This is a genomic window from uncultured Planktosalinus sp., assembly GCF_963973675.1.
GTDB lineage: Bacteria > Bacteroidota > Bacteroidia > Flavobacteriales > Flavobacteriaceae > Planktosalinus.
Window position 1 is genome coordinate 1 of record NZ_CAXBAN010000016.1, and the last position, 13,758, is coordinate 13,758.

General features: G+C 38.9%; 14 protein-coding genes. 11 read left to right on the forward strand and 3 right to left on the reverse strand.

The annotated features are described in order from the left end of the window. Window positions 1-39: 39 nt before the first annotated feature. From AACY61_RS01300 to AACY61_RS01335, 8 genes are all read left to right on the forward strand, one after another. Window positions 40-183 (forward strand): MoaD/ThiS family protein, encoded by a 144-nt coding sequence (locus AACY61_RS01300; protein ID WP_339609426.1) that lies wholly within the window; start codon window positions 40-42, stop codon window positions 181-183. 9 nt (window positions 184-192) lie between these two features. Continuing rightward, on the forward strand, window positions 193-1,320 hold the full coding sequence (locus AACY61_RS01305; protein ID WP_339609428.1) for a HesA/MoeB/ThiF family protein: 1,128 nt from the start codon (window positions 193-195) through the stop codon (window positions 1,318-1,320). Beyond that, window positions 1,301-1,744: a molybdenum cofactor biosynthesis protein MoaE gene (locus AACY61_RS01310; RefSeq protein WP_339609430.1), complete on the forward strand. Its 444-nt coding sequence runs from the start codon at window positions 1,301-1,303 to the stop codon at window positions 1,742-1,744. The genes AACY61_RS01305 and AACY61_RS01310 overlap by 20 nt, the downstream gene beginning before the upstream one ends. A gap of 61 nt (window positions 1,745-1,805) precedes the next feature. Beyond that, window positions 1,806-2,747, forward strand: coding sequence for a bifunctional molybdenum cofactor biosynthesis protein MoaC/MoaB (moaCB, locus tag AACY61_RS01315; RefSeq protein ID WP_339609453.1), 942 nt, complete (start codon window positions 1,806-1,808; stop codon window positions 2,745-2,747). Window positions 2,748-2,943: 196 nt separating this feature from the next. Further along, window positions 2,944-4,833 carry a molecular chaperone HtpG gene (htpG, locus tag AACY61_RS01320; RefSeq protein WP_339609433.1) on the forward strand — a complete coding sequence of 630 codons (1,890 nt, stop codon included), beginning with the start codon at window positions 2,944-2,946 and terminating at the stop codon, window positions 4,831-4,833. A gap of 171 nt (window positions 4,834-5,004) precedes the next feature. Further along, a complete protein-coding gene (locus tag AACY61_RS01325; RefSeq protein ID WP_339609435.1) occupies window positions 5,005-5,418 on the forward strand; it encodes a 5-fold beta-flower protein in 414 nt (137 codons plus the stop codon). A 142-nt stretch (window positions 5,419-5,560) separates the two neighbouring features. Continuing rightward, a complete protein-coding gene (locus AACY61_RS01330; protein WP_339609437.1) occupies window positions 5,561-7,030 on the forward strand; it encodes a M28 family peptidase in 1,470 nt (489 codons plus the stop codon). A 34-nt stretch (window positions 7,031-7,064) separates the two neighbouring features. After that, window positions 7,065-7,355, forward strand: coding sequence for a DUF1456 family protein (locus AACY61_RS01335; protein ID WP_339609439.1), 291 nt, complete (start codon window positions 7,065-7,067; stop codon window positions 7,353-7,355). A 26-nt stretch (window positions 7,356-7,381) separates the two neighbouring features. On the opposite strand, the gene AACY61_RS01340 is transcribed toward AACY61_RS01335, so the two are convergent. Then, window positions 7,382-7,846 carry a hypothetical protein gene (locus AACY61_RS01340; RefSeq protein WP_339609441.1) on the reverse strand — a complete coding sequence of 155 codons (465 nt, stop codon included), beginning with the start codon at window positions 7,844-7,846 and terminating at the stop codon, window positions 7,382-7,384. Between the two features lie 33 nt (window positions 7,847-7,879). Beyond that, window positions 7,880-9,253, reverse strand: coding sequence for a hypothetical protein (locus AACY61_RS01345; RefSeq protein WP_339609443.1), 1,374 nt, complete (start codon window positions 9,251-9,253; stop codon window positions 7,880-7,882). A 105-nt stretch (window positions 9,254-9,358) separates the two neighbouring features. Between AACY61_RS01345 and AACY61_RS01350 the strand changes: the two genes are divergently transcribed. Genes AACY61_RS01350 through AACY61_RS01360 form a run of 3 tightly spaced genes read left to right on the forward strand, consistent with a single transcriptional unit; the run spans window position 9,359 to window position 13,394 of the window. Next, window positions 9,359-9,874 (forward strand): sigma-70 family RNA polymerase sigma factor, encoded by a 516-nt coding sequence (locus AACY61_RS01350; protein WP_339609445.1) that lies wholly within the window; start codon window positions 9,359-9,361, stop codon window positions 9,872-9,874. A 57-nt stretch (window positions 9,875-9,931) separates the two neighbouring features. Next, window positions 9,932-10,834 carry a FecR family protein gene (locus AACY61_RS01355; protein ID WP_339609447.1) on the forward strand — a complete coding sequence of 301 codons (903 nt, stop codon included), beginning with the start codon at window positions 9,932-9,934 and terminating at the stop codon, window positions 10,832-10,834. Continuing rightward, window positions 10,821-13,394, forward strand: a complete 2,574-nt coding sequence (locus AACY61_RS01360) for a TonB-dependent receptor (protein WP_339609449.1) — start codon at window positions 10,821-10,823, stop codon at window positions 13,392-13,394. Before AACY61_RS01355 ends, AACY61_RS01360 begins: the two co-directional genes overlap by 14 nt. Before the next feature lie 99 nt (window positions 13,395-13,493). Here AACY61_RS01360 and AACY61_RS01365 read toward each other — a convergent pair. Next, on the reverse strand, window positions 13,494-13,758 hold a 265-nt coding region (locus AACY61_RS01365), incomplete at its 5' end, for a DALR anticodon-binding domain-containing protein (RefSeq protein WP_339609451.1).

Genomic DNA, 13,758 nt, shown 5'->3' on the forward strand with positions numbered 1-13,758 from the left:
TGAAAATGCAGAAAAGAGAAGTACTCTTTAACGAAGAATTTGAAAAAAAAATTACAGCAGCAGTACCCGGCTCTGGTAGAGTTGACCTTTTCCATTGCTGTAAACAAGAAAATTATACAACAAAAAACCCTTTTAAATCCTGAAGACGAAGTCGCATTATTACCCCCATTTTCTGGTGGGTAAAATAGAAAAATGAATACAAAAAACAGATATCAGAGACAATTGCAATTAACCGGCTTTGGAAAGAAAGCTCAGGATAAACTGGCTGTTGCAAAAATTCTATTAATTGGCGCCGGCGGTTTGGGTTGTCCGGCTTTACAGTATTTGGCCGGTGCAGGAGTTGGCACTCTGGGAATTGTAGATTTTGATACCGTTTCCATTACCAATTTGCATCGGCAAACGCTTTTTACAACAGCAGATATTGGAAAATCCAAAGTGGAAGTCGCTGCTAAAAGACTTAAAGCGCTTAATCCGGAAATTAGTATAATGACCTACCCTACCCAACTTACCAATCAAAATGCGTTTGACATTATCAAAGACTATGATTTGGTGATCGATGGCAGCGATAATTTCAGCACCCGCTATTTGGTTAATGATGCCTGCGTGTTGCTCAATAAACCCCTGATTTATGGAGCAGTGATGCGCTTTGAAGGCCAGGTGGGTGTGTTCAATCTCGAAAATAACAATCTTAAAACCAACTACCGCGACTTGTTTCCCACGCCTCCAGATGCAGTATCTGCATCCTCTTGTAATGAGGTGGGTGTTTTAGGCGTTTTGCCTGGCATCATTGGCACCTGGCAGGCTTCAGAAGCTATCAAAATCATCACCGGAATTGGTACTCCTTTGGTAAATAAAATTTTAACTTTAAACCTGTTAAACAATAAAGTGTATGAATTTCAATTGACTAAAAATAATCAGCTTCAAAAAGATAGTCCAAAAGACAAAAATGATTTCTTAAGCTATAACTACGATTGGTTTTGCAACAAAAACCTTCAAAACATTATTACTGTGGAAGCCTTCGACAAACTTCGGAAGGAAGAAGATTGCAGCATCATAGATGTGCGTGAAACGGGTGATACACCAATAATATCTGAATTTGAAACACAAAAACTGCCTTTTAGTTGCTTTCGCGAAAGCATTTCTGATAAAAAATTGAATCAAACCGTTGTTCTCCTTTGTCAAAGTGGCCAACGTAGTTTAAAAGCTTTGGAACTTTTAAAAAAGCAACAACCGTCACTCAAAGTATTCAGCCTCGAGGGCGGAATAACCGAATGGAAAAAACACAATAAATCTAGACAGTATGAGCAATCACAAACCTAAAAAAGTATTTATGGAAGGCGCCATTCCTCCGGGATTTATCGGAGAATCTATAGCCAAGCACAGCAGCAAAAAAAATATTGGTGCTCACAGTATTTTTCTGGGGCAGGTTCGCAACGATGTTATTGATGGTAAATCAGTGACTGCAATCAACTACTCTGCGTATGAAGAAATGGCCAATGAAAAGTTTCACGAAATACGTGAAGCAGCCTTTGAAAAATATCCACTAAACTGTATGCATATCTATCACAGCCTTGGCACCGTTTCTTCAGGTGAAATTTGTTTGTTTGTCTTTACCTCATCCAAACATCGCAAAGATGCCATAGCCGCTTGTGAATATCTTGTAGAACGCATCAAAGCCGAAGCACCCGTTTGGGGCAAGGAGGTTTTTGAAGATGAAAGCCATAGTTGGAAAGAAAACAATTGATTATTGATGATTTTTTGGAAAGTCCTATACTAATTATTCAATAGTCAATCATCAAAAGTCAATAGTCAATAATCAATATTCAATCCCAATGATCGATATTACATTTAAAATCAAATCACACCGCACCGCAATCGCACAAGCGACAGTAAAAGTAAGCAAACAGGAAACCATTGATGCTATCCACAATAAAACGGTGCCTAAAGGAGATGTACTTGAGGCAAGTCGAGTTGCCGGACTTTTTGGTATCAAAAAAACCAGCGAACTAATTCCCGATTGCCATCCCTTGCCAATAGAATTTGCTGCTGTAAGGCATCGCTTTGAAGGTCTGGAAATCATCATTGAAACTGAAGTACAAACCATTTACCGCACCGGTGTTGAAGTCGAGGCCATGCACGGTGCCTCGATTGTGGCACTTACCATTTATGATATGCTAAAACCCATCGATAAAGAAATAGAAATCAAAGACATCAAACTCATCAAGAAAAAAGGCGGCAAATCCCAATACAAAGATGAATTGAGCAGAACCATCAAAGCGGCTGTGATTGTCTGCTCTGATAGTATTTCAGCAGGAAAAAAACAAGATTTTGCCGGCAAGGCCATTATCAAAAAATTGGAAGAGATTGGTGGTGTTAGTATAGAAGACTATATGATTATTCCTGATGAAATAAAAGAGATACAAAGCAGCGTCCTAAATCATTACGATCAAAAAACAGACCTCATCATCCTAACAGGTGGCACGGGACTATCACCCCGTGATGTCACTCCTGAAGCCATCAAACCATTATTAGACCGGGAAATTCCCGGAATTGGCGAAGTAGCACGTGCTTATGGCCAGGAGCATATGCCCTATGCCATGTTGTCCAGAAGCCTTGGCGGACTCAAAGGAAATTCGCTTATTTTAGCTTTACCCGGTTCTACCCGTGGCGCTGCCGAAAGTATGGATGCATTGTTCCCCTACCTTATGCATATTTTTAAAATAATGGAACATTCGGCACACGATTGATCATTTTTATTGCTCTTTTTAAAATGCAATTCATTTTGCATTAGCAAAGAAAACCCGTTATTAATAAGTTATTGTTGTTACAAAACTTAGAAAGGGCAGTAAGTCACTACCGTTTAAAAATGCCATCTTGTCACCCCGTACCTCTTGGTACTTTTTTTGCCATAACCATTAAAACATTTACAAAACAGAACATATTATGGCAACAGGAAACATTAATGTATCGGTAGAGAATATCTTTCCGTTAATTAAAAAGTTTTTATACAGCGACCACGAAATTTTTCTTCGTGAGCTCATTTCAAACGCAACAGACGCAACTCTAAAACTCAAACACCTCACCTCAATTGGAGAAGCCAAAGTGGATTATGGCAACCCCCTCATTGAAGTGAAAATCAACAACGACAATAAAACCTTGCACATTACTGATCAGGGTGTCGGTATGACAGCTGAAGAAGTTGAAAAATACATCAACCAGATTGCTTTTTCAGGTGCTGAAGAATTCATCGAAAAATACAAAGATAAAAACGGAAAAGACGCCGGTATCATAGGTCATTTCGGACTCGGTTTTTACTCAGCTTTTATGGTAGCCAAAAAAGTGGAAATCATCACCAAATCCTATACAGATGCTCCAGCAGCACATTGGACATGTGACGGTTCACCTGAATTCACCCTTAATGAAGCTGACAAAAAAGAACACGGAACAGAAATCATCTTGCATATTGCAGAAGATAGCGAAGAGTTTTTAAGCGAAAACCGCATCAATGAATTGTTGGTGAAATACAATAAGTTTATGCCCATACCAATTAAATTTGGTACACGCACAGAAACCCTTCCTAAGCCCAAAGATGCCAAAGAAGATGACCCTGCTCCTACCAAAGAAGTAGACAACATCATCAACAACCCTGAGCCCGCTTGGACCAAAATGCCAGTCGACCTCAAAGATGAAGACTACAAAAACTTCTACCGCGAACTCTACCCGATGCAGTTTGAAGAGCCACTCTTTCACATCCACTTAAATGTGGACTACCCGTTTAACCTGACCGGAATTTTATACTTCCCTAAGTTAAACCACGAAATGGTTGCTCAAAAAGACCGCATTCAGCTATACCAAAATCAGGTATTTGTAACTGACAATGTCGAAGGCATTGTACCCGACTTCTTGACAATGTTACGCGGTGTGATTGACTCTCCTGATATTCCTTTGAATGTTTCTCGAAGCTACCTGCAAGCAGATGGAGCTGTTAAGAAAATCTCCAGCTACATCTCCCGTAAAGTAGCCGACAAACTCAACGCACTTTTCAATGACAACAGGGAAGACTTTGAAAAAAAATGGGACGACATCAAAATTGTGATTGAATACGGAATGCTTTCAGAGGAGAAATTCTTTGAAAAAGCACAAAAATTTACTTTGTACCCAACGGTAGATGGAACGTATTTCACCTATGACGAACTGGTTGAAAAAATTAAAGACAACCAGACTGACAAAGATGATAAACTGGTGATTCTATATGCTAAAGATAAAGAAGAGCAACATGCATACATCACTACAGCCAAAGAAAAAGGCTATGAAGTTATACTTCTTGACTCTCCCATCGTGCCCCACCTCATACAAAAACTGGAATCTGAAAAAGAAAATGTAAGCTTTGTACGAGTGGATGGCGATCATATTGACAACCTCATTAAAAAAGAAGATGCGGTCATCTCAAAATTAAACGATGAAGAAAAAGAAACGCTGAAATCAACCCTTGAAAAAATCGTTCCTAAAGAAAAATTTACCGTTCAAATGGAGGCAATGGATAGTAATGCCAACCCGTTTGTAATTACCCAGCCTGAGTTTATGCGCCGAATGAAAGAAATGAGCCAAACAGGCGGTGGCGGTATGTTTGGAATGGGTAATATGCCCGAAATGTACAATCTCGTAGTCAATACCAACCACGAACTCGTTTCGGAAATACTCAATACTAAAACACAAAAGAAAAAAGAACGACTGGTCAACCAGGCATTGGATTTGGCAAGACTTTCCCAAAACCTCCTGAAAGGGGAAGAATTGACTGCCTTTATAAAACGTAGTTATGAAATGATTAAATAAATAAGTACAAAAAGAGAATAAAAGCTCCTGTTCAATTCAGGAGCTTTTTCTTTTACTAATTGTGCACAAACCCTTTGAACTTTGCATAAACCCAATACGCAATGACCACTTGCTCCTTTTTTGGCAAAGTACTTGATTAGATTGTACCATAAAACAAAAATACAGCACACTATGAAACCACTGGTCCTATTCACTATCAGCATTATTACCTTTCAGTCAGTACACTCCCAAACCATTCAAGACTCCAGTTACAGTACTACAGGCTATATTAAAGAAGATGGCCGCATACAGAATTCAAGTTATAGCACTGTGGGTTACATCAAAGAAGACGGTAGGATTCAAAACAGCAGCTATTCAACTATAGGGTACATTAAAGACGATGGCAGAATTCAAAACAACAGTTACTCTACAGTTGGCTACGTAAAAGATGATGGGCGCGTTCAAAACAGCAGCTATTCAACTATAGGATACATTAAAGAAGATGGCAGGGTGCAAAATAGCAGCTATAGCACTATTGGCTATGTCAAAGGAATAAAAAAAGAATGGGCGGCAGTGGTGTTTTTTTTTTTGAATTTGAATAAATAGTCACTTTTACCATTTACTTACTTCTTTTCATCTAAATTGCTTTAATTTGTAACAAGGATTGAATTAAAACCACAAATAGTTACCAAAAGTACCCTTAAGATTCCAACCGGTATCGATATCGGTGCCATAGAACCCAATCATTATGAAGAATATTTTTACAATTACAGGACTTTTATTTACCTGTATGCTAATCGCTCAAAGCGATAAAGAACTGGCAGAAACCCTCATTTTAAAAGAAAAAATCGAGAGCCACCTCTATTTTCTCGCAGGCGACGAACTTTTGGGGCGCGAAACCGGAACTCAGGAAGAACTCATTGCCGCACAATACCTCGCCACACAGTTACACAGCTATGGCGTGCAACAAATTGACGGGGCAGACGGTTACTTTCAGCACGTACCTATGATAAAAACCATTCCGCCTTCTGAAACTATGCTCAAGGTGAATGACGAACAAATCGGGAAATTTGTTGCTGTAAATGGAGGTAATATTAACTTTAACGGAACTGCAGTCTATCTAAACTATGGTCTAAAAGAGGATTATAAAGACAAAAATGTTAAAGATAAAGTAGTGTACCTAAAGGGCGGAAGTGAAACAGCCCAATCACCACAGCAACAGTTCCAATTAATGGAAGAAAAAAGAACATTGGCAAAAAAAATGGGAGCCAAAGCAGTAGTCGAGTTTCTTGCCATCAACCCAATGATCTGGAACTACATTGACCACACCTTCAACGAAACCATTATTGCATTAAAATCAGACGATGATGAAGACGACAATTTTAACTATTTAATAGCACTCGATAACGGAGGGAAAACAGCTGAAAAACTTAGTTCGAAAACAAACCATCTGGCTGAAATAAAAATCAGCGGAAGTAAAAAAGAAGCGTTCAATGCACGAAATGTAGTGGCTATGGTAGAAGGTACAGATCCTAAACTCAAAGAAGAGTTTATTATTTACTCTGGGCACTACGACCACGTTGGGGTTGGAAAACCTGATGCTGCCGGCGATTCAATATATAACGGGGCACGTGACAATGTAGTAGGAATCACAACCGTTTTGAGTATGGCAGAAAACCTTGCAAAATACCCCACTAAACGCAGTGCACTCTTTATTCTATTTACAGGGGAAGAAAAAGGACTTCTGGGAAGCAGCTACTATGTAGACAACCCCTTAATTCCACACAACAAAACTGTGTTTTGCTTCAATAGTGACAATGCCGGCTACAACGACACTTCAAAAGTAACCATCATCGGGCTCGGAAGAACATCTGCAGAACAGGATATCAAAGTGGCAGCCTCTGCTTTCGGTCTTGAAGCCATCGATGACCCGGCACCCGAACAAAATCTTTTTGACAGAAGTGACAATGTGCATTTTGCCACTATAGGAATACCCTCTCCTACGTTTTCAATGGGCTTTACCTCTTTTTCAGGAAAACTCACAGAAACCTACCATCAACCAAGTGATAACCCTGATACGATTGATTATAACTACCTAGTTCAGTTTTTCAAATCCTATGTCCTCGCCGGAAGACTTATCGCCAACAACCCCAATACACCCTTCTGGATTGCAGGTGATAAATATGAAAACGCCGGAAAAGAACTATACAAAAAATAAACCTGAAACCTTGAACCTGAAATCCTGAGAACCAATGACCAACAACGATATTCTAAAAAAACTTCGCGTAGCATTAAAACTTACAAACGACGACATCGTCGACATCATGAAACTGGTGGATTTTCAGGTTTCTAAATCTGAACTGGGTGCATTGTTTAGAAAAGAAGACCACCCAAAATATATGGAATGTGGCGATCAGTTTTTGAGAAACTTTTTGAATGGCTTAATAATTTACAAAAGAGGTCCAAGACCTGAAAAAGAAGCCCTTAAAAAACCAACTAAAAAGCCCTACTCCTCGAAAGGAAAAGGGCCTTACACTAACTAACAAATTGGGAATAAAAAAAGGGAAATCTAGTTTTTAGCAAAAGTTAATAAATCAATACTGCCATCGCCACCACTCACGTGACGTAATTCCAGCAAGGTGGAAGTCGAAGTTTCAATACGCCAGTCTTCACTTATTTCTTCAAATGGTCCATTGGAATCTGAAAAATTCAAAATTAGTTTAGGAGAACTGTCATCAGTTCCGGTAATCCAGGTACCGTTTTTGTTTGTTGAATCATTAGAAGCAATTAAGGTTCCATTGGTGTTGAATGTAAATTCAAAGTTGTTGAAATAATACGTTTGATCTGTGCCGTCTTCCACAAAGTCAATAATGTTCCATTTTCCGTCAATAACAGTATTGTCTACTTGAGCAATACTACCGCCATCATCATCAAATCCATCATCGTCATTTCCATCATCATCCAGCGAACAGGTTGTAGACATTAGACTCATTGAAAATACCGTTAAAAATGCAAGAAAAAAATTGGTTCTCATAAATGTTATTTTAAAAGGTTAAGGTTTATTTATTTATAATTTTTCGAATATTAAAATGTCCCCATCTTCGTCATCATCTTCCCTCAATTCTATTTGGGTGCTGCTAAAACTTGTTACTTTCCAGTCTTCATCTAATTCATCAAGTGGATAAGCATCAAAAAAGTTCAATACTAATTTTAAATTTGAATCACTTTCAGAAACAAACCAGGAGCCATTTAAAGTCACGCTATTGTTGGAAGCGGCCACTTGACCGTTTTCTGAGAAATTAAATGTAAACGAATTAAAATCTGAAGTTTCGTCCTCATCTCCATCTTCCAGGTAAAGTGAAACAAACCAGTTTCCATCAGTCAAAACATCTCGCAATTGCTGTGCTTCTACACTGCCTCCGCCGTCTGTAGGCGTTCTTGAAAACGTGAGGTAATCAGTAGTACCATCTCCCCCAATTACATCAAACAATCGAATGAGCTCATTGGTAAATTCTATCACTTTCCAGTCTTCCTCTAGCTCATCAAACGGATCATCATCACCAAAATCTAGATTGAGTTTTAGTTGTCCGTCACTTGAAGTGGTCACAGACCAGCTTCCCGCTATACTAGTACTTCCGTCACTCGCTGTAGCTTCACCACCGGGGTTAAAGAAAAATTCAAAACCTGCATACTCATAGGTTTCATCCTCATCATCAAAAAAGTAAGAAACAAACCAGCTGTCAGTGGTTAAAACCGTTTCTAAATCTAAAGGAGCAGGCGGGTCGTCATTAGGTTCAACACAGTTTTCAATCAACCCTTGCAACTGGGTGTTACTGCTAACTGTGGTTTGACTGCCGTCACCAAGTATCACTTCAATGGGAAAATCAATCGCGATATATACCCCGGTATCAAGTCCGTTTATGAATTGAAATAATTCAGCATTGGAATTAATCACAACAGTTCCCGTTTGTTCATTGTTGGCATTGTAAGTAAAAAAAGTAACCGGATAAACAAGCTCGATACAATTAATAGCCTCGTCAATTGTTTGACAAAGGGCTCCCAATTCATTTAATTCCTGCTGGCTGTTAACCTCTAGTATTGAAAAATCTTCAAAAATGACTGTGACAGGAAAAACAATGGTGATGCTAGCCGTTGTTGAAGCAAGATTATTTAAATCTCCCTCATTGGCAATGGTAATGGTTTGTCCATTTACTATAACTTGATAAGGATACTGAATAGAAGAACAGGAAGTCCCGTCAATAAAATCATCAATACTTCCGCTGTTTTGTGAAGTATTAATCAAAAGCTTGGCAAGTTCAGATTCTGCCGTAATAGCATCTGATGGGGTTTCATCGACAAACTCTATTTCCTCTTTCTGACAGGAAACAAGAAATAAGCCCGCAAATAACAAAAATAGTGTTGGTTTTAAATAGTGTTTCATTGAGTTTGATGTTTCTCTAAAAGTAAAACATTCAAGTTAAAAAAAACCCTACCCTTTATTTTTAAAATCTTTTAAATACATTTACACTAGTTTTAAAGAAATATTATGAGTGATCAGGAAACTGTTTGTAAAGAAACTGTTTATAATAAGTTGTTTCAAAACCTGTCACCGGCCATCTACAACTTTATTTATTTCAAGTGTGGTGATGTTGCCCGGGCAGAAGATTTGGTGCAGGAAGCCTTTATTAAGCTCTGGGAAAACTGCTCTAAAGTACCTCAAATCAAAGCAAAATCTTTTTTATATACCGTGTGCAACAATGCTTTTCTCAATGAAGTAGCACATAAAAAAGTAGTGCTTAAATATGCTGAAAAAACCACCCCTTCCATCAATGAACAATCGCCTCAATTTGTTCTTGAAGAAAAAGAATTTGAAAAAAAACTCCAAAATGCCTTGGCAAACCTCACTGAAGCACAACGCACTGCTTTTTTATTGAACCGTATTGAAGGAAAAAAATACCGCGAAATCGCAGAAATACTCGACATCTCAGTAAAAGCCGTCGAAAAAAGAATGAGCCAGGCACTGGAATCTTTAAGAACTGAATTAAATACTAAAAATATATAACCAATAAGGTAGGGTAAAAACAAAAACAACTGTTTTACATCAAGAGAATCAAACCCAATGAATGAAGAACTTTTACATAAGTATTTAAATAACGAAATTTCAGAAGAAGAACTTAAAACGCTTCAGGAATCTGAAACAGGTCGCGAGTTTCTTAAAATTGCTGAAAAAACAGCACATTTTAACACACCCGGATTTGACAAAGAAAAGCTCTGGGAAAACCTGTCAAATAAAACCGTAAGTAAACCCAAAGTGATTTCTTTATTTAAGTATAAATCACTATTGAAATATGCTGCAATGCTGGCATTGATCCTTACAGGCTACTTCTATGTAACCAGTCTTGATGCAAGTGTTACATCAGGCCTCGCCGAAAAAAGAACCACTACACTTCCCGATAATTCTGAAGTAGTTCTCAATGCTGAATCAAAAATCGTCTACAATAAAAAATCCTGGAATAAAAAACGTACGCTTTCCCTGCAAGGTGAAGCCTATTTCAAAGTAGCAAAAGGTAAAAAGTTTGATGTGGAAACCAATTTGGGTACAGTAAGCGTTCTCGGCACACAATTCAATGTGCAAAGCAGAGACAATCGGTTTATGATAACCTGCTACGAAGGCTTGGTGGAAGTCACATTCAATAACCAAAGCCTGCAACTACCCGCCGGTAATAAAGTCATTATAGAAAACGGGGAAATTACAGCACAAAACCAAATATCAATCAACAACCCTAGCTGGATACTCGATGAAAGTACGTTTGATAACACAGAGTTTAAATTGGTGATCAATGAACTTAAAAGACAATATGCAATCCAAGTAAATCTGGAAAGTGTAAATAACAGCCAGCGATTTACAGGAGCTTTTACTCATACAAATCTGGAAGACGCACTAAAAACAATCACACAGCCATTACAACTCACCTATACCATTGGTGAGAATAATTTGGTGACAATTTATGGGGAACAATAAGGGGCAACACACTTTATTAAAAATTGTATTGATACTCCTTAGCTGGAGCCTTCCCCTTACTGCCCAAACCGATGATAAAAAACCCCTTACCGAAATCCTCAATACAATTGAAGAAAACTTCGATGTACGCTTCTCCTATGCACAAAACGACGTCGACACAATCACACTGCCACCGCCCGATATCAGTTTAAACCTAAACCAGCAACTGGAATATTTAAATCAAAACACATCCCTTTCCTTTCAAAAAATTGACGGGCGCTACATAACAATAAGCCCTGCAACTGTTGAGGAAATCAACCTTTGCGGAATTATAATTGATGCGCAATCAAAACAACCCTTACTGGGTGCAACTATAGAAGTGGTAAATACAACAAGGGCTGCCGTTAGTGATAGAAACGGAAGTTTTAATTTGGAAAACATTCCTCAAAACTTCCAACTTACCATCAGATACCTGGGTTTTGAAACCAAACAAGTACCGGTGAGTACTTTCCTTGAGCAAACGGAATGCATCCAAATCCAACTAAAACCAACAACCGATGAACTGCAGGAAGTGGTGTTGCAAGACATTTTTACTAAAGGAATCACCAAAACCGCTGAGAGCACATTCAAAATCAATGTGGAAAACTTCGGTAGCCTGCCCGGACTCACAGAACCTGATATTCTACAAATGATTCAGGCACTTCCGGGCATCATTAGTATCGATGAAACTGTTTCAAACATTAGCATCAGAGGAGGAACAAACGATGAAAACCTAATCCTGTGGGATGATATAAAAATGTATCAAAACGGACATTTTTTCGGACTCATTTCAGGCTTCAACCCCTACCTTACCAAAGAAGTTTCAGTTTCAAAAAACGGAACCCACGCACGCTATGGCGAAAGCGTTTCAGGTGTGGTCGCAATGCATTCTGACGATGACTTTACCGAATCTCATTTGTTAGGCATCCAACTCAACATGATTAACTTTGGTACATTCGCAAAAATTAAAGTCAATAAAAAATTGGCCATTCACGTCTCCGGACGACGCACTTTTACAGATATCTTTGAAAGCCCCGCCTACAAACAACTTTTTGATAAAGTATTTCAAGACACCGAAATAACAAACCTTCAAAACCTTGCAGGCACAGGCTCACTGAGCTCAGAAGAAGAATTTCTGTTTTATGATTTCAGTACCAAAGCAATCTACAGGGCTTCAGAAAAAGACCGCTTTCGGGTCAACTTTTTAACCATTAACAACGCACTTAACTTTACTGAAACCTTCACGACTGAAACGATTGAAAACTCAGAAACCAGCGAACTGGACCAAAACTCAATGGCAGGCGGACTTTCCTGGGAACGTGACTGGAACTCAAAACTCTCAACCACCGCACTTATCTACGGCACCTACTACTTGCTGGATGCATCAAATCTCGATATATTTTCAAATCAAAAGTTTATCCAGACCAACGAAGTCCTGGAAACCGGTACAAAAATAGACGCTTCACATTCCTTTAGCCGCTCATACACCCTCTCGGCCGGCTATCAGTTTACTGAAACTGGAATTACTAACAAACAGGAAGTGAACATACCATTGTTTCGCAATTATGTAAAAAATGGGTTACGCACTCACGCAATCTATCTGAGCAATGCATTGAACTGGCAGAATTCAGGCACTTATATAACAGCTGGTCTACGCTTAAGTTACATTTCAAAATTTGATGAAACCCTCATCGAACCACGCCTGAATATCCACCAAAAAATAGGGGGTGGTTTCGCTTTGGAAGGAGCCTATGAACAAAAAAGCCAAACAGTAACGCAACGCATCGACTTTCAAAGTGATTTCCTGGGAGTGGAAAAACGCCGCTGGGTACTGGCCAATAACAACGATGTTCCTATTAGCAAAAGCAAACAATATTCACTCAGCCTGCTCTACCAAAAAAACAATTGGCTCCTGCAACTGGAAGGATTTTCCAAAAAAGTAAACGGTATAACCTCAGCCAATCAGGCCTTTCAAAATCAATTGCAATTTGTGCGCACTTCCGGCAATTACAAAGCAGAAGGCCTGGAAGTCATTATCAATAAAAAAACAAAAAACTGGAGCTTTTGGACCAGTTATACTTATGCTGAAAACAACTATACCTTCAACCAACTCCAGCCCGAAACATTTCCACATAATTTTGATATCAGACACCAATGGACCCTAGCATCATCTTATAGCTTCAATCGCTTAAAAATAGCGGGAGGCATTAACTGGCACACCGGAAAACCGGTTTCACTACCACTCAGCCGAAATGCCATCGAAATAGTAAACGGTAACCCTACCATACAGTACGACACTCCAAACCAAGCCAGAAACGACGACTATTTCAGGGTAGACCTCTCAGCAGAATATGATTTTAAAGCAGGTGAAAAGACACAAATCAAAGTCAATGCTGCAGTCCTAAACCTCACCAACCGCAAAAATGTATTAAACACTTATTTCATACTGGAGGACAGTGAAACTTCAAACCCCGTCATCAATCAGGTAGAACAGATTTCATTAGGGCTAACCCCCAATATATCAGTGCAAATTCTGTTTTAAAAAAATAAAGCTCCCACTACACATCAATATCGGCAACTCATGTTTTTTAATACAGTAGAGTCATAGAGCTTAAGTCCCGGCTTCCTGAACCAACAAAACTTACATACGCTCAGGCACAGAAATACCAAGCAGTCTGAATGATGAAGCAATTACCTCCCCTACCTTACGTGACAATTGCACCCTGAATAAACGCTTGTCATTCTCAATTTCTGCCAATATAGGAACACTTTGATAAAATGAATTGTAAATTTTTACCAACTCATAGGTATAATTTGCAATCAGCGCCGGACTGAAATTTGATGCTGCCTGTTGGATCACTTCAGGATAAATAGATAATTGTTTGATGAGCTCCTTCTCCTTGGGG

What these genes read in the sequence shown, in the direction of transcription:
- AACY61_RS01305 (WP_339609428.1), top strand. Translation starts at nt 193, where the DNA reads ATGAATACAAAAAACAGATATCAGAGACAATTGCAATTAACCGGCTTT.
- AACY61_RS01310 (WP_339609430.1), top strand. Translation starts at nt 1,301, where the DNA reads ATGAGCAATCACAAACCTAAAAAAGTATTTATGGAAGGCGCCATTCCT.
- htpG (WP_339609433.1), top strand. Translation starts at nt 2,944, where the DNA reads ATGGCAACAGGAAACATTAATGTATCGGTAGAGAATATCTTTCCGTTA.
- AACY61_RS01325 (WP_339609435.1), top strand. Translation starts at nt 5,005, where the DNA reads ATGAAACCACTGGTCCTATTCACTATCAGCATTATTACCTTTCAGTCA.
- AACY61_RS01330 (WP_339609437.1), top strand. Translation starts at nt 5,561, where the DNA reads ATGAAGAATATTTTTACAATTACAGGACTTTTATTTACCTGTATGCTA.
- AACY61_RS01335 (WP_339609439.1), top strand. Translation starts at nt 7,065, where the DNA reads ATGACCAACAACGATATTCTAAAAAAACTTCGCGTAGCATTAAAACTT.
- AACY61_RS01340 (WP_339609441.1), bottom strand. Translation starts at nt 7,846, where the DNA reads ATGAGAACCAATTTTTTTCTTGCATTTTTAACGGTATTTTCAATGAGT.
- AACY61_RS01345 (WP_339609443.1), bottom strand. Translation starts at nt 9,253, where the DNA reads ATGAAACACTATTTAAAACCAACACTATTTTTGTTATTTGCGGGCTTA.
- AACY61_RS01350 (WP_339609445.1), top strand. Translation starts at nt 9,359, where the DNA reads ATGAGTGATCAGGAAACTGTTTGTAAAGAAACTGTTTATAATAAGTTG.
- AACY61_RS01355 (WP_339609447.1), top strand. Translation starts at nt 9,932, where the DNA reads ATGAATGAAGAACTTTTACATAAGTATTTAAATAACGAAATTTCAGAA.
- AACY61_RS01360 (WP_339609449.1), top strand. Translation starts at nt 10,821, where the DNA reads ATGGGGAACAATAAGGGGCAACACACTTTATTAAAAATTGTATTGATA.